Origin of the sequence: Moritella viscosa (assembly GCF_900120065.1) — a bacterium.
In the GTDB taxonomy this organism is placed as follows: domain Bacteria; phylum Pseudomonadota; class Gammaproteobacteria; order Enterobacterales; family Moritellaceae; genus Moritella; species Moritella viscosa.
Genome location: NZ_FPLG01000101.1, coordinates 73,469 through 93,853, shown reverse-complemented (window position 1 = coordinate 93,853; position 20,385 = coordinate 73,469). Strand labels below are relative to the sequence as shown.

23 protein-coding genes and 5 tRNA genes are annotated in these 20,385 nt (G+C 40.0%); 7 read left to right on the top strand and 21 right to left on the bottom strand.

The genetic code is table 11. From position 1 onward, the window contains the following. Positions 1 to 14: 14 nt before the first annotated feature. The 15 genes from BT797_RS15755 to ruvC all read right to left on the bottom strand — a co-directional run bounded on the left by BT797_RS15755 (position 15) and on the right by ruvC (position 8,657). A tRNA-Lys gene (locus BT797_RS15755) sits at positions 15 to 90 on the bottom strand. 66 nt (positions 91 to 156) lie between these two features. Continuing rightward, positions 157 to 232: transfer RNA gene (locus BT797_RS15750), tRNA-Val, on the bottom strand. Positions 233 to 263: 31 nt separating this feature from the next. Continuing rightward, positions 264 to 340: transfer RNA gene (locus BT797_RS15745), tRNA-Met, on the bottom strand. Positions 341 to 384: 44 nt separating this feature from the next. Further along, positions 385 to 460, bottom strand: a tRNA-Val gene (locus tag BT797_RS15740). A gap of 29 nt (positions 461 to 489) precedes the next feature. Continuing rightward, positions 490 to 566 (bottom strand) — tRNA-Met (locus BT797_RS15735). A gap of 222 nt (positions 567 to 788) precedes the next feature. Beyond that, positions 789 to 1,574: a tol-pal system protein YbgF gene (gene ybgF, locus BT797_RS15730; RefSeq protein ID WP_075472715.1), complete on the bottom strand. Its 786-nt coding sequence runs from the start codon at positions 1,572 to 1,574 to the stop codon at positions 789 to 791. Positions 1,575 to 1,586: 12 nt separating this feature from the next. After that, positions 1,587 to 2,165, bottom strand: coding sequence for a peptidoglycan-associated lipoprotein Pal (pal, locus tag BT797_RS15725; RefSeq protein WP_045111137.1), 579 nt, complete (start codon positions 2,163 to 2,165; stop codon positions 1,587 to 1,589). A 20-nt stretch (positions 2,166 to 2,185) separates the two neighbouring features. Continuing rightward, complete coding sequence (tolB, locus tag BT797_RS15720; RefSeq protein WP_217653261.1) at positions 2,186 to 3,511, bottom strand: Tol-Pal system beta propeller repeat protein TolB; 1,326 nt, start codon at positions 3,509 to 3,511, stop codon at positions 2,186 to 2,188. A gap of 46 nt (positions 3,512 to 3,557) precedes the next feature. Further along, positions 3,558 to 4,655, bottom strand: a complete 1,098-nt coding sequence (gene tolA / locus BT797_RS15715) for a cell envelope integrity protein TolA (RefSeq protein WP_075472712.1) — start codon at positions 4,653 to 4,655, stop codon at positions 3,558 to 3,560. A gap of 65 nt (positions 4,656 to 4,720) precedes the next feature. Beyond that, positions 4,721 to 5,146 (bottom strand): protein TolR, encoded by a 426-nt coding sequence (gene tolR, locus BT797_RS15710; RefSeq protein ID WP_075472710.1) that lies wholly within the window; start codon positions 5,144 to 5,146, stop codon positions 4,721 to 4,723. Between the two features lie 3 nt (positions 5,147 to 5,149). Next, a complete protein-coding gene (gene tolQ / locus BT797_RS15705; protein WP_045111141.1) occupies positions 5,150 to 5,842 on the bottom strand; it encodes a protein TolQ in 693 nt (230 codons plus the stop codon). Continuing rightward, positions 5,829 to 6,248, bottom strand: a complete 420-nt coding sequence (gene ybgC / locus BT797_RS15700) for a tol-pal system-associated acyl-CoA thioesterase (RefSeq protein ID WP_045111142.1) — start codon at positions 6,246 to 6,248, stop codon at positions 5,829 to 5,831. The genes tolQ and ybgC overlap by 14 nt, the downstream gene beginning before the upstream one ends. Positions 6,249 to 6,388: 140 nt before the next feature. After that, positions 6,389 to 7,396 (bottom strand): Holliday junction branch migration DNA helicase RuvB, encoded by a 1,008-nt coding sequence (ruvB, locus tag BT797_RS15695; protein WP_045111143.1) that lies wholly within the window; start codon positions 7,394 to 7,396, stop codon positions 6,389 to 6,391. A 17-nt stretch (positions 7,397 to 7,413) separates the two neighbouring features. Further along, a complete protein-coding gene (gene ruvA / locus BT797_RS15690; protein ID WP_075472709.1) occupies positions 7,414 to 8,034 on the bottom strand; it encodes a Holliday junction branch migration protein RuvA in 621 nt (206 codons plus the stop codon). A gap of 101 nt (positions 8,035 to 8,135) precedes the next feature. Further along, positions 8,136 to 8,657 (bottom strand): crossover junction endodeoxyribonuclease RuvC, encoded by a 522-nt coding sequence (ruvC, locus tag BT797_RS15685; RefSeq protein ID WP_045111145.1) that lies wholly within the window; start codon positions 8,655 to 8,657, stop codon positions 8,136 to 8,138. Between the two features lie 257 nt (positions 8,658 to 8,914). Between ruvC and BT797_RS15680 the strand changes: the two genes are divergently transcribed. The 5 genes from BT797_RS15680 to BT797_RS15660 all read left to right on the top strand — a co-directional run bounded on the left by BT797_RS15680 (position 8,915) and on the right by BT797_RS15660 (position 12,173). Beyond that, positions 8,915 to 9,142 (top strand): glutaredoxin family protein, encoded by a 228-nt coding sequence (locus BT797_RS15680; protein WP_006032893.1) that lies wholly within the window; start codon positions 8,915 to 8,917, stop codon positions 9,140 to 9,142. Positions 9,143 to 9,232: 90 nt separating this feature from the next. After that, positions 9,233 to 9,640 (top strand): cytochrome b562, encoded by a 408-nt coding sequence (locus BT797_RS15675; protein ID WP_045111146.1) that lies wholly within the window; start codon positions 9,233 to 9,235, stop codon positions 9,638 to 9,640. Positions 9,641 to 9,715: 75 nt separating this feature from the next. Continuing rightward, complete coding sequence (locus BT797_RS15670; RefSeq protein ID WP_045111147.1) at positions 9,716 to 10,108, top strand: DUF2750 domain-containing protein; 393 nt, start codon at positions 9,716 to 9,718, stop codon at positions 10,106 to 10,108. Positions 10,109 to 10,459: 351 nt separating this feature from the next. Beyond that, positions 10,460 to 11,263, top strand: a complete 804-nt coding sequence (locus BT797_RS15665; protein ID WP_244534203.1) for an alpha/beta fold hydrolase — start codon at positions 10,460 to 10,462, stop codon at positions 11,261 to 11,263. A gap of 115 nt (positions 11,264 to 11,378) precedes the next feature. Continuing rightward, on the top strand, positions 11,379 to 12,173 hold the full coding sequence (locus tag BT797_RS15660) for a ribonuclease H family protein (protein WP_045111149.1): 795 nt from the start codon (positions 11,379 to 11,381) through the stop codon (positions 12,171 to 12,173). Positions 12,174 to 12,276: 103 nt separating this feature from the next. Here BT797_RS15660 and BT797_RS15655 read toward each other — a convergent pair whose 3' ends face one another. After that, positions 12,277 to 12,585 (bottom strand): hypothetical protein, encoded by a 309-nt coding sequence (locus BT797_RS15655; protein WP_045111150.1) that lies wholly within the window; start codon positions 12,583 to 12,585, stop codon positions 12,277 to 12,279. Between the two features lie 185 nt (positions 12,586 to 12,770). On the opposite strand from BT797_RS15655, the gene BT797_RS15650 reads away from it, so the two are divergent. After that, entirely contained in the window at positions 12,771 to 13,688 is a 918-nt protein-coding gene (locus BT797_RS15650) for a M15 family metallopeptidase (protein WP_045111151.1), read from the top strand. A gap of 37 nt (positions 13,689 to 13,725) precedes the next feature. Here BT797_RS15650 and BT797_RS15645 read toward each other — a convergent pair whose 3' ends face one another. From BT797_RS15645 to fruB, 4 genes are all read right to left on the bottom strand, one after another. Beyond that, a complete protein-coding gene (locus tag BT797_RS15645) occupies positions 13,726 to 14,139 on the bottom strand; it encodes a phosphate-starvation-inducible protein PsiE (protein ID WP_045111152.1) in 414 nt (137 codons plus the stop codon). 157 nt (positions 14,140 to 14,296) lie between these two features. Further along, positions 14,297 to 16,030, bottom strand: a complete 1,734-nt coding sequence (gene fruA / locus BT797_RS15640; protein WP_045111153.1) for a PTS fructose transporter subunit IIBC — start codon at positions 16,028 to 16,030, stop codon at positions 14,297 to 14,299. Positions 16,031 to 16,046: 16 nt separating this feature from the next. Next, the gene (pfkB, locus tag BT797_RS15635; protein WP_045111154.1) at positions 16,047 to 16,991 is read right to left on the bottom strand and encodes a 1-phosphofructokinase; all 945 of its coding nucleotides are present in this window, start codon (positions 16,989 to 16,991) and stop codon (positions 16,047 to 16,049) included. Beyond that, on the bottom strand, positions 16,991 to 18,118 hold the full coding sequence (gene fruB / locus BT797_RS15630; RefSeq protein WP_045111155.1) for a fused PTS fructose transporter subunit IIA/HPr protein: 1,128 nt from the start codon (positions 18,116 to 18,118) through the stop codon (positions 16,991 to 16,993). The genes pfkB and fruB overlap by 1 nt, the downstream gene beginning before the upstream one ends. 238 nt (positions 18,119 to 18,356) lie before the next feature. On the opposite strand from fruB, the gene cra reads away from it, so the two are divergent. Beyond that, positions 18,357 to 19,340: a catabolite repressor/activator gene (gene cra / locus BT797_RS15625; protein WP_045111156.1), complete on the top strand. Its 984-nt coding sequence runs from the start codon at positions 18,357 to 18,359 to the stop codon at positions 19,338 to 19,340. Between the two features lie 26 nt (positions 19,341 to 19,366). On the opposite strand, the gene BT797_RS15620 is transcribed toward cra, so the two are convergent. Continuing rightward, complete coding sequence (locus tag BT797_RS15620; protein WP_075472707.1) at positions 19,367 to 20,251, bottom strand: LysR substrate-binding domain-containing protein; 885 nt, start codon at positions 20,249 to 20,251, stop codon at positions 19,367 to 19,369. Positions 20,252 to 20,385: the final 134 nt, after the last annotated feature.

Genomic DNA, 20,385 nt, shown 5'->3' with positions numbered 1-20,385 from the left:
AGAACTAAAGAAAGTGGTGGGCTGTGAAGGATTTGAACCTTCGACCAATTGATTAAAAGTCAACTGCTCTACCAACTGAGCTAACAGCCCCAAATTCTTTCTTTCTAAAGTCTCGTTATTTATCTTACAAAATATATAACCAAACTTAATAATTTGTGGTGGGTCCTACTGGGCTTGAACCAGTGACCCTCGCCTTGTAAGGGCGATGCTCTCCCAACTGAGCTAAGGACCCACAAATTTTGCTATTTATATAGCGAACAAATTGGTTGCGGGAGCCGGATTTGAACCAACGACCTTCGGGTTATGAGCCCGACGAGCTACCAAACTGCTCCATCCCGCGACAATATGTTTTCATTTAGCTTACGTAGGGTTCGTAATTAAATGTGGTGGGTCCTACTGGGCTTGAACCAGTGACCCTCGCCTTGTAAGGGCGATGCTCTCCCAACTGAGCTAAGGACCCACATATACCAACTTAATTGGTAATAGAAATGGTTGCGGGAGCCGGATTTGAACCAACGACCTTCGGGTTATGAGCCCGACGAGCTACCAAACTGCTCCATCCCGCGACAATTCTATAATCAAGATATCAATTAACTAAACGACTTACGTTGTTTTCGCTAACCCCTGTCTCGATGGCGGCTATAATACTTTTTTCAGAAAACTCTGCAAGTAAAATCTGCTCAGAATCACAATTCAATGATAAAACTCTGGATTCCGTTCAGTTTAACGCCAATAAGATGACAAATAACACAAACCCATAGAGAGCTAATATTTATCAATCTAAAACATTACTTAAGTACTGCTAGCTCTTGTTTTGCAAGCTTGGCAACTGCATCATTTGGGTAATCTTTAATCACAAGTTCAAAATAACGCTTCGCTTCACTCTTAGAGCCAGATAGCTTAGCAAGCTGACCAAGTTTCTGTAATGAGTCAGCACGTTTGTTTGACGTAGGATACTTAGTCACAATCTTCTCAAATTCAGCTTTAGCTTCATCATTCTTATTATTTTTACGTAAAAGCAGACCTAACCAATAATGTGCATTTGCGGCTAACTCTGATTCTGGATACGTAGAAATAAAACTTTGTAACGCAGGAATTGCTTCATCATATTTACGTTCATTTTTGATTAATTTGATCGCGTAATTATAAGCATCTTTACCAGTTAAGTTTACTGGCTGATTTGTTGCATTTAGAATATTTTCATCAATAGCTACTGGAACGACAGGTTTTGCGACGAGTGTTGTACGGATACGCTCAATATCATTAAGAATATCACGCTGACGTTGCGTAATTTTACCTTGTTCTAGTCCGCTTTCTTCGATAGCCCCCTGTAAATTCATTAATTCAATTGATAACTGATCAAGTCTTTGCTGGGTTTCTAATTGTGCTCTCGTCCGAGCTTGGAGGATATTCTCTATACGAGTCAAGCGTTGCTCAACAGAACGAGTCTGTTTTTTAGTGATCACCGATTCAGTACTTGTATTTACATCAAATACTGTTGCTGGTGCTGCATGCCCGAAACCACTATAAAGAACGGCCATGATCATGGCCGTTTTAGTATTAATTCGAATCAAGGTGACTAATCCTTAGTAAACTAGCACTGCACGTCGATTTTGAGAGAATGCAGCTTGAGTATGAGAAGTATTTACAGGCTTCTCTTCACCATAACTAACTGTTGAGATTTGGCTTGAAGAAACACCTAAGTTGTTTAGGTATTTTACAACAGCATCAGCACGGCGATCGCCTAGTGCAATGTTATAACCTGGAGTACCACGCTCATCGGCATGACCTTCAATTAATACTTTAACTGAAGGATTATCAATTAAGAAATTAGCATGATCTTGTAATAACTCACCGTATTCAGCTGTAACAGCTTGTTGATCAAAACCAAAGTAAACAACGTGGCGTTTACGTAGCTCGTCAATTACTTGTTTTTTAACTTCTTCAGCTGTTAAATTTTCAACTGGGTCAATACTTACGTCAGTATCACTACCAACAATAACATTTGAACTTGATTCAGCATTAGTTGCTGAGTCATTTGTTGTTTGTTGTGCAGTACTTTCAACAGCGTCATTTGCAGTCGTATCCGTTGTTGAACTACATGCAGCCAATGTCAGCATTGGTAACGCTATTACTAAACTTTTTAAGATTTTATTTAGTTGCATTTTCATTTTCCTATCAATAATTAATTCTTTTTAGATGTCAAGAAAGGTGACCACGCTGGCGCTTTGACTTCTCCATCACTTGCTGGTAAAACCGCTTTAAAGCGCCCATCCATTGAGACTAGCGATAATACCTGTTTCCCCTTAACAACCGTGCTGTAAATAACCATGCTGCCATTAGGCGCAATGCTTGGCGACTTATCAAGACGACCGTTAGTCAGTTTTTGAACATATCCATCTGACAAATCCTGCTTCGTTACACTATACTTACCTTTTTGCAAACTGACCATCACTAAATTCTTACCATCAGGACTAATTGAAGGATTTAAGTTTGCGTTGCCTTCAAAGGTAAGTCGTTTGATTTTCTTACTTTCTAAGAAAACCTGATAAATTTGCGGACGCCCGCCACGTTCAGAGGTGAAGACAATCGACTTACCATCTGGTGCCCAGGTTGCTTCAGTATCAATACCACGATTTTTAGTCAATCGGTCTAGTTTTTTGGTTTTCAAATCATAAACATATACATCTGCTTGCCCTGATTTAGACAATATCATCGACAACTTCGAGCCATCAGGTGAAAATACCGGTAAAATATTACTGCCTTTATACGGTTCGATGAGCTCACGTTTCTGTGTGACCAAATCATAAATCCAGATTTCATGTTTTTTGTCTTCCATACTCATATAAGCCAGTTTTTTACCTGTAGGGTCCCACGACGGCGACATAACAGGCTCTGTTGAGCGGAATAATACATGCTGATTCATACCATCATAATCAGATATTAATAACTTAAATGGATATTTATCATCATAATTAATAGCAACATAAGCAATACGCGTTAAGAATGCGCCACGCGTACCAGTCAGGTTTTCAAAGATATAATCACTTAAACGGTGTGAGATATGACGAGGACGACGTGTCGAAAAGTTACCTTTCAAATTTAGCTTAATACGATCGGTACTTTTAACCAATTGCTCATCAATCTTCAACGGTGTTTGGTTTTTAAAGCCTGATAAAATATTGATTAGCTGAAAGTGAATTTGTAACCGACCATTACTCAAAGGTTTTACAGTACCAATCACAATAGCTTCTACACCTGTTTCTTTCCAGGCTGCATAATCAACAGCATTTTCTGTTGCTGGCGTTTGTGGCATTAAGCTGCGTTCCAATGGCGAAAAACGACCACTATTACGTAAATCATCCGCGATAACACTGGCGAAATCAATCATGTCTTTTGGTTTAGGCTGTGTACCTAACCACTTAAACGGAACGACTGCGACAGGTCTGGCACTATTTGTGCCCTCTGTGATGACAATTTCTAATGCCGCATGCGCGATTTGTATCTGCATGAGACACACAATAAAGAAAGATAAAAATCGTTTAGTTATATTCATATTAAATCTCAGGTCTAAAAATTAAATCAATTTTTTTAAGTTTTTTAGCAACATCAGGATCCGGTGACATCGGCAGCGAACCGACCTTATTTACCGCACTAACCCCAGCTCGACACACAGCAGTGTCTCCATCACCACTTGTAACACTTAACACCAAACCAGAATTAGATAAAATAATCTTCAATAAACAAGATTTACCTTTCATCGCATCACTAGTTAACATGTTGCGTTGAATCGAACTTCGAATTCTCAGAGTATATTTATCTACTTCACTCAAGACTTCTTGCTGACGTACCGCATCAAGTTGTTGTATTTCATTATCTAACTCGGATGCAAATTCAGCGTCGATCTGCTCTTGCATCAAACGTTCTTGCCTGTCTCGTTCGATTTTAGCTAAACGTTGACGTTCTTTTTCTGCCACTTTACGCTTTTGTTCAGCGACACGTTTACGCTCTTGTTCTGCTTTAAGTTTGGCTTCTTCAGCCTTTTTTCGTTTCTTCTCGGCAACAACAGCAGCCAGGCGTTTACGTTCTTTTTCTTCTGCTGCTTTACGTTTATTATCTGCCGCTACTGCCGCCTGCTCAGCTTTTTTACGCTCTAACTCTTTCTTAGCACGCTGCTGTTCGGCTTTTTTGGTTGCAGCTTCGGCTTTTTTACGTTCTTCAACTTTTTTCAAGCGTTGTTGCTCTGCTTTAACTGCTGCAACTTCGGCACGTTTACGTTCAACTTCTTTTTCGGCGCGCTTGGTCTCAGCTCGTTTTGCGGCTTGTTCTGCTTTTCGCTGAGCATTTTTTGCTTTTACAATTGCAGCTTCTTTTTGTCGACGCTCTTCATTGAGTTTTTGAATGCGGTCTTCTGCTTGCTGTATACGTTGCTGCTCTTTTCTTCGTTTATCTTGTTCTGCGCGTTTAATACGATCAGCATGCTGTTTTACTGCTTGTTCACTAACCACAACCGCTTGGATAGCCTGTACTTTTGGCTTTGGTTGTTGCTTTAATGGTGTCGATGTTGCACTTAGACCCAGTAACACGAGAAGTACAACATGCAGTGCGACCGAAATAATAATAGCCACAGAGTACTTAGACTGATTATCCTTCATCTTTATTTATACCCTACCCTTAGCTCTTAACTACTCTAAACTACTTTTAATTACTTCTAACTAGGCTACTCTACTGGATCTGTCATTAATCCAACAGAAGGGGCGCCAGCCTGTTGTAAAACAACCATTAAACGGATCACTTGTGCATACGCCACAGAGCCATCGCCTTTGACGACAACAGGTGTGTCAGGTTGCAATTTTAAGTGCGCTGCAACTAACGTAGCTAAATTATCAGGCGACATTGGTGATTTATCACCATCCCCCGCATCAAGGTAATATAAACCGTCTTTATCAACAGAAGCGACAATTGGTGGTTTACTGTCTTGTGATAATGCTTCGGCTTGTGCTTGCGGCAAATCCACAAGCACACCTTGAGTCACTAACGGGGCTGTCACCATAAAAATAATAAGTAGCACCAACATGACATCGATATACGGTACTACATTAATTTCCGCTACAGGTCGTCTGCGCTTACGTTGATAAGGCTGCATCGCTTAATCCTGTGTTTTTTTAGCCAAGGTCTGGCGATGTAAAATACTTGAAAATTCTTCCATAAAATTAGCGTAATTATTTTCAATTCTCATCACTTGATCAGAAAATCGGTTATAGGCAATTACAGCTGGAATCGCGGCGAACAACCCCATCGCAGTTGCAATTAACGCTTCAGCAATACCCGGGGCAACCATCGCCAATGTAGCTTGCTGCACAGCACCTAACGCAATAAATGAACTCATAATACCCCAAACCGTACCAAACAGACCGATATAAGGGCTGATTGAACCGATCGTAGCGAGGTTATTTAAGTTAACTTCAAGATCGTCAACTTCACGAGATAAAGCAACCCGCATCGTGCGGTAACTGCCATCCATTACCGCATCGGCATTTTCTTGATTGGTATTATGAATACGCACATATTCTTTAAAACCAGAGTGGAAAATTAACTCCATACCCTGAATATTATTTTTCCGCGCTTCGCTTTCTTTATACAATTTTGATAAATCAATACCAGACCAAAACCTATCTTCAAATCGTTTCGACGCTTCGTTCGCTTGCGTCAATGCTTTTGAGCGATGAAAAATCATAGCCCATGATGCTACGGACATGGAAAGCAGTAATAACATCACTGCTTTTACCAATAGGCTAGCTTCCCAAAAAAGTTCAAAAAATGAAATATCAGCAGCTTCCACTGGTTAGTTTCCTTATAATTTCTGTAGGCATTGCACAGGGTTTCTTGTGTGATAATTGAATGCACGCCACTTTAACTGTTAATTCAGACAATAATCTGCCATGTTCATGATAGACACACTGAGAAAAGACCAAAGATGCACGTTTTAGTTCCTTAATATGTGATTTTATAATTAATAAATCATCAAGGTGTGCAGGATAGCGATAATCGATGTCTATTTTTCGAACTACAAATGCAATATCGCGTTGTAATAACTGAGCTTGTGAGAAGCCCTTGTTACGTAGCATTTCAGTTCTTGCACGTTCAGCATAATTCAAATAGTTACTGTGATAAACCATACCACCAGCATCTGTATCCTCAAAATAAACACGTACGTTGAATATGCTTTCTGCTATATCGTTTTGCATTATCATAAAACCCGCATTTCGAAACACTATAACTTAAACTTATAACGCTATAATCTAAGATTGAATGTTATAAGTTTAATAATATACCTGACAAAAATAAGATATGAAATTGATTTAATGTGAAGAATACGTTTCAGCGACTATTTTTCAGGATAATCAAAACCCAAATGCAGATAAGCACGTGCGGTTGCAATTCGTCCACGAGGTGTACGCTGTAAGAAACCTTGCTGAATAAGATACGGTTCAAGTACATCTTCGATGGTTTCACGTTCCTCACCAATTGCCGCAGCAACGTTATCTAATCCAACGGGTCCGCCTGAGAAAGTATCGACAATCGCGATTAATAATTTTCGGTCCATGTAATCAAACCCGCAGGTATCCACATCAAGCATGCTTAACGCGGCTGACGAGATCTCAGCATCAATATCGCCATTATGTTTTACTTCCGCATAATCACGTACTCGACGTAATAAACGGTTAGCAATACGTGGCGTACCACGTGAACGTCTGGCTATTTCTAACGCACCCGCACTATCCATATTCAGCCCTAAACAATTGGCCGAGCGTAATACGATATCTTGTAAATCTTCAACCTTATAAAACTCAAGGCGCTGGACAATACCAAAACGATCACGTAATGGTGATGTTAATGAACCCGCTCGAGTCGTCGCTCCGATGAGTGTAAATGGGGGTAAATCAAGCTTAATCGAACGTGCTGACGGGCCTTCACCAATCATAATATCTAATTGGTAATCTTCCATTGCTGGATATAAAATCTCTTCAATTGACGGGTTAAGCCGATGAATTTCGTCAATAAATAATACGTCATGGGGTTCTAAATTAGTCAGTAATGCAGCAAGATCACCTGCTTTTTCGAGTACTGGTCCAGAGGTGGTCTTAATACTCACCCCCATTTCGTTAGCAACAATATTTGCTAACGTGGTTTTACCTAATCCAGGAGGTCCAAAAATTAATAAATGGTCCAAGGCATCATCACGGCGTTTACTCGCTTCAATGAAAATCTCCATTTGATCACGCACGTGATCCTGACCTTGGTAATCTGACAACATCTTTGGTCGGATAGCGCGGTCTATCACTTCTTCTTCACGGATGGTACCGCTAGAAATTAATCGATCAGCTTCAATCACTAAAGTAAGTTCCTAAATTAATTCTGTAAGGTGGCACGTAATGATAGACGAATAATCTCTTCACAACTCATACTTGGTTGTGCAACTTGCTTGATCATCTTCGCGACTTGCGCAGGTTTATAGCCTAAACCAACTAAGGCATCTTCCGCTTCTTCAATCGCATTCGATGACGTATTACCATAGCCTTGTAATTGTGCTTTATCTGCTTCAGGAGTAAATAAGTCTTGAGTCACCCAATTTTTAAGACGGTCACGCATTTCTACCAACAAACGTTCTGCGGTCTTTTTACCCACACCCGGTAATTTAATTAAACTATTAATATCATCATGTTCAACACAGTGTGCAAATTGATTTGCTGTCATACCCGATAAGATAGCTAATGCCAACTTAGGGCCGACACCATTCACTTTAATTAACTCTCGGAACATTAAACGTTCCATTTTATTATTAAAACCGTAAAGTAATTGTGCATCTTCTCGAACTATAAAGTGAGTGTAAACGATCACTTCGTTATCAACATCGCCAAGCTCATAGAAGCAGCTCATCGGCAGTTGAACTTCATAACCAACCCCATTTACTTCAAGTAAAATCTCTGGTGGTTGTTTTTCTAATAGAGTGCCACGTAAACGTCCAATCACAATTATTTTCCAACATTTTTTAAACTAATATAATATTCACAAGGATAATAAAATACTGGTTAAATATCCAGATCATTTATTATTTAGGTTCACTTAATAAGTTAATTGTAACGCCCGCGTGCTGTACCTTTGACTTTACCCGCCATATTAATCAAGGTACGTAAACTCTGGGCATGACATAATGCAACGGCAAGTCCATCGGCGGCATCGGCTTGCGGCGTGCCGGGTAATTTAAGTAAATTGACAACCATTTGCTGTACCTGTTCTTTATCAGCACCACCGTTGCCCACTACCGCTTGCTTGATCTGACGGGCTGTATATTCTCCTACTTCTAAGTCATTTGACACAGCAGCAACAATAGCAGCACCGCGGGCTTGGCCCAGCTTTAATGCAGACGCCGCATTTTTGCCCATAAAGACATCTTCAATAGCAAACTTATCTGGTTGAAATTGAATGATAATTTCACTGACTCCCGCATGTATTTGCTTTAATCGCTCAGGTAATGTATCCCCTGATGTACGAATACAACCACTGCCTAAATATTGGAACCTACCGTGTATATGCTGAATCACACCGTATCCAGTTATCCGGGAGCCCGGATCAATGCCAAGAATAATACTCATACTTTATTATCTTCAATTATCATGTTTATAATTACAGTATACCTGTACATAAGCTTGAAACCTAAACCCTGTACCTTATCCATATACCATTAAAATAACGCATATAAATTAAACAACTAAAACCACACGTCTTTGCCTTATTATTCCATCATTTTGTAAAGAAGTGTATTTCAAATCATTTGGCCATATTGATACATTGTGAATCAGTGTTAGCTTGTTATAATGCGCCTTTTTACAATCAAACTTGTGGGGCTAAAATGAAAAGAGTCGTATTATATACACAGAAAAAGTGTCCAAATTGCGATACGGCAAAGCGCTACCTAGATGAAAAGAAAATACCTTACCGTTTATGCAGCGTAAATGAACCACGTGGCAGTAAAGAATTAGCCGCTATTGGTGGTCGTGGTGTTCCAACACTTAAGATTGGGGACCAAATACTGCGTGGTTTCTCAATCAAATCATTCGAAAATATGTATCGCGGTTAACCCCCATACAAACCAGACTGTTATTACTCTCGCTATGTACTCTAGGTGTTATTAACAACAGCATTTAATCATTACTTATGGATATAAATCATGAAGAATCGTTTTATTCAGCTAGGCCTTATTATCAGCTTATTGTTTTCTACATTGGTCAGCAGTGCTGAAATAGACAGTATCGATCTTAAAGTTACCATGAAACAAATGAGATTAGCGTATACTCAAGCAATGAAAACAACGTCAGCGGATGAATTTAATACGCGCATTGATGAAATGAGTAAAATGCTTGCCGTAGCGCAAAGCTATAACTTTTCACCTGATCGTGCAGCAATGTCACACCAAGGTCTAGATAAAGTAGAATTAATACTGAACAGCATTCAAAAAACCGATATAACAGATGAAAATCTCGCTGTTGCGAAAAGCAAATTAAAAGATGTTGATAGCTTAAGAAAAGAATACCATAAGAAAAGTAAACCTAGCGTTTGGCAGCTTATTTTCGGTTAACACACCGATTTTGATGAATATAAGTTAATACCCGGCCATATAACAATATATTAATAAAATGTAGGAACAGATTAAATGCCAAAGACTCTCGATAATAACCTAATCGCGACAATTCAAGCTTATGATGCGGAAAAGCGCCTTAGCTATTTATTAAAAGAAGTCACTACCGAACGTCAGATCTGGATCCTAACGGATGAGCATGGCTGCGTAATGCTAAACAATGAAGATGAAGATTGTGTACCAGTATGGCCTAACGCTGAATTTGCACAATCTTGGGCGACTGGCGAATGGAAACACTGTAAAACAGAATCTATATCGTTAGCAAAATGGCAGAGCCGCTGGACATCTGGCTTAATGGATGATGATTTAGCACTGGTTATTTTTCCAAACCTTGAAGATGAAGGGCTTATCATGTTCCCTGACGAATTTGATATCGCTTTACAAAAACAAGCGAAGAAAAAACGCTAATCGCCAAATAAATAACCGTTTATGAGAAAGCATGCCAACATAAAATGACTGACACGCTTTTTCATTTCTCCTCTTCATTTATTATAAGCCGCCGTTTACTCCCTCATACCGACCACTTAAATAATATTCTTTTCGAGAGCACCAAGTTAAATTAATGTTATTTTATTTACCACCAATCTAAGGTATTGTTTTATATTCTCTCAACAATCGGCAAACGATATGATTTCCAACAAGCTAAAGTTATTTATTATTTATATATGTTTTTCATTATTAACGGGTTGTTCGATTGTTCGATGGAAAATCCACACAGATGAAGATAACTTAAAATCCGAGGGTTTTGAGCAGCACCAGATGAGTTTAGAAGAAGGTGGCTCACTGAGTTATTGGCGTGGTGGAGAAGGACAGCCACTATTACTGCTTCATGGATTTGGTGGTAACGCCATCACGACATGGAACAAAGAAATGCTGGCACTCAGTAAAGATTATGATGTTATCGCACCAGACCTCGCTTGGTTTGGTGACTCTTTTAGCGCAGGTAAAGCCAACCTAACAACAGAAACACAAGCGATATGGCAGTTAGTCAACCAATTACAGCTTGATAATATCAATATCGCCAGTATTTCTTATGGTGGGTTTATCACCTTCAATATGCTCAATAACACTCAAAGTAGTCAAATTAATAAAGCCATTATCATCGCCAGTCCAGGTCCTTACTTCAGTGATGATGCTCTTGTCGCATTAAACAAACGTTTTGCAGTCGATAACCCAGAGGACTTCTTTATTCCAAAGAATAGCGATGAATTACGTCGTTTATTTGATGGTATTTTTGCCAAACCTAAAATAATGCCAGGTTTTATTGCAGATCAAATTTATCAAGCTTATTTTGCAACTTGGCATAAACAAAAAACAGCCATGATTCAATCATTACCAGCCGATCGAGATGCCTTACTCGAGGCTCCAGCATCATCAACACCAACATTACTTATTTGGGGTGAGAAAGATCGTGTCTTTCCTGTAGAACACGGTATTTACTTGAGTAAAAAAATACAAGCACCACTTGTTGTCATTCCAAATACAGGTCATGGGGTCACTAATGAACAACCCGACTTGGTCGTACGCTTGATTAAAACATTTATCGACAATGAAAAAATATAATAAATAGTCCGCTTGATACCGCATAAATTATGTACAAGGCTATGGTTATAGTTGGTAATTTGGCTTAAGACATTTATTATTTAGGCATTAAACTTTAAGAGTATTAAATTAAGTTATGAGTAAAAAACATTACGTAGTATGGAAAGGTGTGAAGACTGGGATATTTGATAACTGGTCTGAAACTAAAGCACAGATTGATGGCCGCAGTGATGCGCAATATATGGGTTTCCCATCAAAAGAAGAAGCTGACCAAGCATTCGCCTCAACCTATACTCGCGCATTAATGAAACGCTCATTAGCAAAAGAAGGTACGACAGGTTCAGGTGTTAAACCAAAAGCAACACGTCCTGCTGGTGCATCTAAGTCAATTCTATCCACCCCGCCACAAGTTGCAGATCTCAATATTTATTGTGATGGTGCTTGCTCTCCGAATCCTGGAAAATCGGGTACCGGAATGGCCGTTTATGAAAAAGATAAGCTCACACAATTATGGTATGGCTTATACGAAGCTAACGGGACGAATAACTCTGCAGAATTAAATGGTTTATTAGTCGCCTTCCGCTTTGCAGTCTCACACATAGAACAAGGTAAAACGGTACAAGTATTATCTGACTCGAGATACTCTATTGATTGCATCACTAAGTGGGCAAAAGGTTGGAAAAATAAAGGCTGGAAGCGTGGTAAGAATGAAGAAATTAAAAATTTGGCTATTATTCAACAATGCTTCAGTTTGTACGAACAATTAAAATCCAATTTAATTATTTCCCATGTTAAAGGCCATGCAAATATCGAAGGTAACGAACTATCAGATCGTATGGCAGTATTAGCACGTAGCCAACAAGAACCTAAGTTGGTGCAATATACGACGAGTATTAACATTGCCGAAATTCTTGCAATGCCATCAGGCTAGTAACCCTAACCGACATTTACGCCTTATCTAATATAGAGAAATAAGCTAATGATACTGCCTCAGCTTATTTCTCACATCTCAAATAACAATGTTGTACTATCCATTACATAATAGGCGCACAACCTTTCAGCATTAGCGCCATATTCGCACTCGATTTAGCTTGGGTATAATAAGTATCTGTCGTTGTAGCTGCACTTTGAGTCATAGATCCAATATCTGCAGAAATAAGCGGAGCAAGAACCGTTAGCGCCGATGCAGACTGCCGATCCGCTTCATAAGCTGAAAATGCTTTACTGATTTCGGTACACGAAAAAGCATCAGCGCCTTGTTGCGCCATATTATAAACCTGAGATGACGTTTCACAGCCCGTGAGTAGACCTGCAAACAATGCTATTGCTATTATTTTATGCATCAAACTTCCTTATGTTGATAAATATATGCGTCAATATTTCCTCACCATTATAGCTGACAAAATTAAGATAAATCGCGACAGAACACACAGCACAAAATAATTATTTGTGAATTACATAGCAACGTATTTACATTTATCAGTTGCACGTTAAGATGATTAAAACATGGTCAAATGAATGGAATAATATGTCAACATATTGGTTTAAAACATTAATCCCAGCGCTAATCTGTAATTCATTGTTGCCTGTTTCGGCTGCAAATATAACGGAGATTTCAGGCAAAGACTGCCACGCAATGATAGATGCGGGCGTTATGTCCTCAGCAGCACCTGTGCAGTGTGAGCGTTTAAGACAAGTCCAATTCGATTATATTGACTTTCAGGGTAAACAGCACAATAACGGTTCGATTATCGTCATGGATGCAGTATCACCTTACGTAGCAACGATCTTTGAACGTTTATATGAATTGAAATTTCCCATCAATAAAGCACAGCCAATCCACCACTATCAAGGTAATGATAACCTATCAATGGCAGACAATAACACTTCTGCATTTAATTATCGCCCTATCGCAGGTAAGCGTTCACTATCAGTTCATGCTTATGGTTTAGCTATTGATATTAACCCAAAACAAAATCCATTCGTTGAATTTGGTGAGCAAGGTAGCGCAAGCTTCAAGCCAGTAGATGGATCTAAATACGCTAACAGAATGAAGTTTAGATACGGTAAAGATGAGCGCCAAGGCTTTGCTGAAGATGTGATCACAACCTTTGCTGATAATGGATTTTTATATTGGGGTGGCTTTTGGAATACACCAATTGACTACCAGCATTTTCAAGTCAGCCGTAATATGGCCAACTTGATGTCGGTAATGCCAGCGGATAATGCCAGTCAGTTCTTTGATAATTATGTACAGTGGTATCAATCATGTAAGGCGAGTTACCCTAAAGCTTATACGCAGCATAAAGTGAACGACTATGTACATTATTTAGAAACCAAGCTAAATAGTGAATCTCTCAGTAAAACCTTTAATCGGTCACCAAAGAAAGTAATAGCGGCAATACAACAGCCACTACAAACGTCTACTATTTGTGTAAAAGATTAAACAGTACAAAAAATTAAGTCCCTTACTAAGGCTGTTGTTATTCGTCACCTAATGCTTTATAAGGCCAATAGAAGTGGCCTGCACGGATAATAACGGTCGATAAAGCTAATACTAATGCAGCAACCGATAACCAAACAACATCCACACTCTGTAGTTCTTTCATTCCTAGCGTAATATAACGGGCAATGGCCATGATTGCGATATAGATAGGATAACGAACAGGGATCTTACCATTAACAACAAATTGCTGGATCATGGCGAGTACTTCTAGGTAGATAAACATTAACAAGATATCTGTTAATTTTACCGTTTGTTCTTCATAAACATGAAAGAAGTCATTTGCCATCGCGTAAATTGTCGCCATAGTAATTAAAACAAGCAACACAGCTTCGATATAACTAAACATTTTTAAAAATACGTGACTAAATTTTTTTGGTAAATGTGATGGCATATTAACTCCGTGTCTAAATGCACTAATACTGGGTGTAAACATTCGCCACTAATATACTCGCTATTACAGATAAATCATATGTCTCTATCGTTTATGCAAAAAAGCCAGCTTAAGCATCAACTTAAACTGGCTTTAAATTAACATAAAGACAAGTAAATTATGCTATCGCAGTTTCAGTGTTATCTGACTTTTTGAGCATCGCATAGCTGATCCCCGTCACCAGTGTACCTGCAACGATCGCGACTAAATACATAAATACAGGTGTAATCGCGTTTGGTATTAACAGAACAAATAGACCGCCATGTGGTGCCATTAACTCAGCGCCAAACAACATAGACAATGCCCCCGTTAATGCACCACCAGCAATACAGCTAGGGATAACACGCATTGGATCGCGCGCCGCAAACGGAATCGCACCTTCAGAAATAAAGCATAAGCCTAAGACAAATGATGCTTTACCCGCTTCCTGCTCACTGTTATTGAATTTACGCTTTGCAAGAAACGTCGCTAGACCCATACCTAACGCAGGCACCATGCCCGCTGCCATCACAGCAGCCATCGGCGCATAGGTTTGTGATGCTAATAAACCAACACCAAAGGTATAGGCTGTTTTGTTTACTGGACCACCAAGGTCGAAGCACATCATGCCGCCAAGTATAATCCCCAACAGCACCGCGTTAGCCGACCCCATATTATTCAAGAATTCAGTTAATGCATTCATCGCCGCAGAAACCGGACCACCAACAACATAAATCATCACTAAACCAGTGATCAACGACGCTGCTAACGGAATAATTAGGATAGGTTTAAGTGCTTCCATTGATTGTGGCAGCTGTACCTTTTCTGCGATTAACTTAGCGGTATAACCAGCAAGGAAACCTGCAACAATACCACCTAAGAAGCCAGCGCCCGTTGAACTTGCTAACATACCGCCAATCAAACCTGGCGCAAGGCCCGGGCGATCCGCAATAGAAAACGCAATAAAGCCCGCAAGTACTGGGATCATAAGCGCAAAAGCCGAACCACCGCCAATCGTCATTAACGCGGCCGCTAATGTCCCCTCTTCTTTAAATGCTTCGATACCAAACACAAATGACAACGCGATGGCCAAACCACCAGCAACAACTAACGGCAGCATGTGTGAAACACCTGTCATTAAGTGTTTATAAACACCTGTTTTTTCGGTGTTGGCTTGTTCATTTTCTGCCGACTTGCCGTGACGATATACTTGTGCGTCATTAAACGCATTATCCATTGTTTGGGTGGTTTTCTTCAATGCTAAACCTGTACTGGTTTTATACACTTTTTTACCATCAAAACGGGCCAAGTCGATATCAATATCTGCAGCAATAATAACGATATCCGCAGCAGTAATCTCAGTACTGCTCAGTTGATTTTTAGCACCAACAGAACCACGTGTTTCAACTTTAATCGTATGCCCTAGACGTTTGCCTTCTTGTTCTAACGCTTCTGCAGCCATAAAGGTATGTGCAACGCCTGTTGGGCAAGCGGTGATCGCAACAATATTTTTACCCGCAATAGCTGTATCCGTACTGGTAACAGCCACTTCATTACTACTAACAAGCTCAACCGCCTTTTCAACTGCCTGCGCTAAGTATGCCTTAGCATCAATGAATACAGCATCCACTTCTGAACGATACACTTTTTTACCAATGAAACGTGCATCATCAATGTTCTGACTCGCCGCAACAATAATACAATCAGCCTCAACAATCTGCTTATCAGTTAAAGGCGTTACAGGTGCGACAGATGAATGACATTCGATATTCGCTTGCCACTTTAATTCTGTTACTGATTTTTCTAATAAACCCGCAGCAATAAGGCTGCTTGCTATACCACTTGGGCAAGCCGTTACAATTGCAATTTTCATTATTAATATCCTTTTATTAGCAAATAGCGATATGTTCACTCATTGTAAATACCGAATTTATGTCCTTAACGCCAACACCAACTTGTGTTACCGCTAATGCTGATAATGCCGTCGCAAAACGTAATGTTTGTTCTTTATCCCAGTTATTAAGATGTCCCCAGCATATACCAGCAACCAAGGTATCACCTGCACCAACCGTACTAACTACATCCATTGTTGGTGGTTTTGCCTGTAACCACCCCTCTTTGTTTAACCACATAACTCCGTCAGCACCAAGCGATACAACCACATTAGCAATACCCGTGTTTGATAACTGCTGCGCAATTTCGGTTAACGATTTTTCCGCTTGTGACATACTTGCCGCCCAATGCGCTAACTCTTCATCATTCGGTTTTATTAGCCAAGGTTTTACCGCAAGTCCTGCACTTAATGCGGCATTACTGCTATCGAAAAAGACCTTTTTACCTGCCTGTTGCAATTTTTCAATCCAATTAGCACACACTTCAGGACTAACACCGACAGGTAAACTACCCGCAATAATAAATACGTCATGACTTAGCGATAAGTTAAACAGCATGGTTTCAAATTCTACGAGTGCCGCAGCAGTAACGCTTACGCCCGGAAAGTTAATATCACTAACCTGACTGTTAGCTTCGACTAACTTAACGTTGATACGTGTGGCACCTTGTACTCGAATAAATTTATCTGTGATATTGGTACGCTCAAATAACTGACAAAAAGGCGCTTCATTTTCAATACCTAAAAATCCAGTCGCTATCACATCGGCCCCGAGATCAGCCAATACTTTAGCGACATTCACGCCTTTACCCGCAGGCTCTAATGCGCAATGCTTAACTTGGTTTACCGACCCTTTAGCAAGTGTCTGCAAGTGGCCCGTTAAATCCAATGCAGGATTTAGCGTCACAGTTACTACTTTTAATGTTGTTAATTGCATGGCCATTATTTACCTTCACCTAATCCAGCATCAATCCCCTCACCAATGGCTTTTAACGCTAGTTCAGCGTCACTACCTTGGGCTGTAAACGTAAGCGCTTCATTGCAACTTACGCCTAAAGACATTAATCTCATCAGGCTTTTCGCATTGGTTGATTTACCAGCCATGTTTGTAACTTGAATATCAGCCTGATATTGCTTGGCGATATTCACGAGTATTGCACTTGGTCTTGCATGTAAACCATGACTGTTATGAATCGTAAATATGGCTGTTACGCCACTCGGTTTAACTTTCGTCAATAAACCGATAATAATGTCTGCATCTGTATTAAATAACTGATTAACTTGTTGCTGGTAAATTAAATCGGCTACGCATTGCATGTTATTCAAATGCAGATCGTTAGCACTTGCTAGCATGAGCACGCCTTGAACAGGCAAGCGGTCTTGATATAAAGGTTCTGCTGGTGTTACAAACGAGATAGCGGTTGTCGCTACCGACTTCGTTGTTTTAGCTAACCATAAACCTTGACCCAGATAAGTCGCAGCTGTCGTGATAGCATCAGCAACCCCCGTATTATCAATACAGTGATGATGTTTCAGTAAACCAGCAGCAACAGCGGTGAGTTGTGATAGGTCTTTCGCTGGGAAGTCGAGTTGTACTAAGTCAGTTGTTAATAACGTTTCTGATTGCTGAGTACCGTTAAGTTCTTTGCCATCTAATAAAGTAATAATGGATTCAGCACTGCCGCATTGCTGCAACTGTTGTTCGATACCGTCAGCACTTAATACATGCGTCAATTGTTTTAAAATAGCCAAATGCTCATCCGACTTAGCTGCAATCGCAATGGCTAAATAAACAGTTTGTCCTTCACCCCAATCAACGCCTTGTGGGTAATGATGTAATTGCACACCCGTTTTATTAACCAAGTCACGCGTATCAACCGTGCCATGTGGGATCGCAATGCCATTACCTAAATACGTAGAGTGCTGCGCTTCACGCGCCAACATACCCTCGACATAATTTGCTTCCACATAATTTTTATTTGCCAAATTTTGCGCAAGCGTTTTAATAGCGAGCTGTTTGTTCAGCGCCGATTGATTTAACTTAATGTCATTCGAAGACAGTGACAACATAACTTTACTCCATAATACCTGAGGTAATAACGCGATTTACTCTTTGCTTCAAAGCTAAGCTGAATCGTTTCAGCAAATGAGCAATAAAAAAGGTTTCAGTGATGACAAAATGATAATAAATGGCATTGCTGAAACCTTTCAGCTAATATACTGAAGTGTTTCTAGACTGATTACAATTTTCAATAACAAATCATGTAAAAAATTATGAGCGAGCGCACAGATTAGGGATGAAACAACCATGACATTAGATGAAATAGCCAAACTAGCAGGTGTATCACGTACCACAGCTAGTTATGTGATCAACGGAAAAGCCAGTAAATACCGCATTAGCGAAAAAACCCAGCAAAAAGTAATGGCTGTCGTTAATGAACATAATTACCGCCCTGATCACGCTGCACAGTCTTTACGTGCGGGCAGTAACCGCTCACTGGGCTTAATCATTCCTGATTTAGAAAACAGCAGTTATGCTAAATTAGCCAAATTACTCGAGCGTGATGCGCGTAAAGCGGGATACCAGCTCATCATTTCTTGCTCTGATGATGACGCGGAGACCGAGATAAAAGTCGCAGAAACCTTATTAAGTCGTCGTATTGATGCTTTATTAGTAGCGAGTGCACTTCCTGCTGAACATAACTATTACCGCACTGTTCAAGCCAATGGCGTGCCAGTTATCGGGTTAGATCGTGCGATGGATGATGAAATTTTTTCTTGTGTTATCAGTGAAGACTTAGGCGGAGCTTATGAGCTTACCCAAGCCTTATTACAAGAAGATATTCGTTCCATCGGCTTAGTTGGCGCAGTACCAGATCTTGGTATATCGAAAGAACGTGAACAAGGGTTCCTATCCGCAATTAAGCACCATGGTATCCCGGTTAAAAAGTTAACCGCTTATGGTGATCATTTTAGTCAAGATCAGGGTCAATCCCAAGTGCAACAATGGATAGATAATGATTCATTCCCTGATGCTATCTTAGCGACCTCATATACGCTATTTGAAGGCGTACTTGATTGTTTGATACTCAATCCAAGCTTAATGACAACAACGAAATTGGCTACTTTTGGTGATAACCGACTGCTGGATTTCCTGCCCAGCAAAATTCAATCATTACCGCAGCAATTTGAATTAATTGCCGAACACGCGCTTAAAATGGCGTTAAATGCAGTGAATGGCTGCAATAAGCCCTGTGTTGAAGTCGTCTCTCGAAAAATAATACGCCGCTAATACAAACTCCGAAATAACAAATACAGTTATCGATACGGTGCAAATAAAGGCAATAGCCAGTCAACGAACATTTGCACTTTTAGCGGTAATGGACTGGCGGTTGGTGTAAGTAAATAGTAGCTATACGGACTGACAAAACCGGCTGAAAATGGCACGACTAAACTGCCATCCGCAAGTTGCTGACTCACAAAAAATCGCGGGATCAATGCCACCCCCATACTGCTTACGGCTGCCTGACTGAGCATATAGAAATGCTCCATACCAAACTTATTATCCGTGGTTAACTCCATTCCTATATCATCAGCCCAATAGCGCCATAAGCCTGGTCTCGAAGTATGCTCAAGTAAAGTCATATTGTTGATATCATGCAGTGATGTCATCTGTTGCGCTAATTGCGGTGAGCACACAAGGCACAAATCCTCATCCATCAACTTAATTACATTACAACCTTGTGGTCGTGTCGTTGCACTACGTATTGCAATGTCATACTGATGTTGAGTGAAATCAATCGTAAAATCACCAATTGATAAATCAACGAATAAATTAGGATTACTGAGCTTGAAGCTTTCCAGACTCGGGATTAACCAATTAATCGTCAAACTCGGTAATACATTGATAGCGATACGCTGTGCTAATTTAGGCTGGAATATGAGTTCTTGCGTGGCACTATTAATTGTTTGCAACGCATTCTGCACCTTCAGAAAGTAAGGTTTCGCCTCTTCAGTAAGTACTAACTTTCGATGTTGGCGAATGAATAGACTCACACCAAGGTATTGCTCCAATATCTTCACCTGTTTACTCACGGCTCCATGCGTCACAAACAACTCCTTAGCAGCTAGCGTAAAACTCACATTTCTTGCGGCTGACTCAAAAGCTCGCATGGCATTTAATGGTGGTAAATTAGGATACATAGTAATACTCATTTTAAATGACGAATACAAACTGCGTGAGTTTAACTCACACTATAAAGAAGATAACTCCTTTGCGTTAATCGTGCAAATAAGATTATATAGCCAGGTTATTTCAAGATATTGCAATTAAATTA

Bases quoted from the DNA above. Each gene is read 5' to 3' on its own strand.
- pal (WP_045111137.1), bottom strand. From the start codon at position 2,165: ATGCAACTAAATAAAATCTTAAAAAGTTTAGTAATAGCGTTACCAATG.
- ruvC (WP_045111145.1), bottom strand. From the start codon at position 8,657: ATGAGTATTATTCTTGGCATTGATCCGGGCTCCCGGATAACTGGATAC.
- pfkB (WP_045111154.1), bottom strand. From the start codon at position 16,991: ATGGCCATGCAATTAACAACATTAAAAGTAGTAACTGTGACGCTAAAT.
- fruB (WP_045111155.1), bottom strand. From the start codon at position 18,118: ATGTTGTCACTGTCTTCGAATGACATTAAGTTAAATCAATCGGCGCTG.
- ybgC (WP_045111142.1), bottom strand. From the start codon at position 6,248: ATGCAAAACGATATAGCAGAAAGCATATTCAACGTACGTGTTTATTTT.
- BT797_RS15665 (WP_244534203.1), top strand. From the start codon at position 10,460: ATGAGTTTAGAAGAAGGTGGCTCACTGAGTTATTGGCGTGGTGGAGAA.
- tolA (WP_075472712.1), bottom strand. From the start codon at position 4,655: ATGAAGGATAATCAGTCTAAGTACTCTGTGGCTATTATTATTTCGGTC.
- BT797_RS15680 (WP_006032893.1), top strand. From the start codon at position 8,915: ATGAAAAGAGTCGTATTATATACACAGAAAAAGTGTCCAAATTGCGAT.
- BT797_RS15675 (WP_045111146.1), top strand. From the start codon at position 9,233: ATGAAGAATCGTTTTATTCAGCTAGGCCTTATTATCAGCTTATTGTTT.
- BT797_RS15650 (WP_045111151.1), top strand. From the start codon at position 12,771: ATGTCAACATATTGGTTTAAAACATTAATCCCAGCGCTAATCTGTAAT.
- cra (WP_045111156.1), top strand. From the start codon at position 18,357: ATGACATTAGATGAAATAGCCAAACTAGCAGGTGTATCACGTACCACA.
- fruA (WP_045111153.1), bottom strand. From the start codon at position 16,030: ATGAAAATTGCAATTGTAACGGCTTGCCCAAGTGGTATAGCAAGCAGC.
- BT797_RS15620 (WP_075472707.1), bottom strand. From the start codon at position 20,251: ATGTATCCTAATTTACCACCATTAAATGCCATGCGAGCTTTTGAGTCA.
- BT797_RS15645 (WP_045111152.1), bottom strand. From the start codon at position 14,139: ATGCCATCACATTTACCAAAAAAATTTAGTCACGTATTTTTAAAAATG.
- tolR (WP_075472710.1), bottom strand. From the start codon at position 5,146: ATGCAGCCTTATCAACGTAAGCGCAGACGACCTGTAGCGGAAATTAAT.
- BT797_RS15670 (WP_045111147.1), top strand. From the start codon at position 9,716: ATGCCAAAGACTCTCGATAATAACCTAATCGCGACAATTCAAGCTTAT.
- BT797_RS15660 (WP_045111149.1), top strand. From the start codon at position 11,379: ATGAGTAAAAAACATTACGTAGTATGGAAAGGTGTGAAGACTGGGATA.
- BT797_RS15655 (WP_045111150.1), bottom strand. From the start codon at position 12,585: ATGCATAAAATAATAGCAATAGCATTGTTTGCAGGTCTACTCACGGGC.
- tolB (WP_217653261.1), bottom strand. From the start codon at position 3,511: ATGCAGATACAAATCGCGCATGCGGCATTAGAAATTGTCATCACAGAG.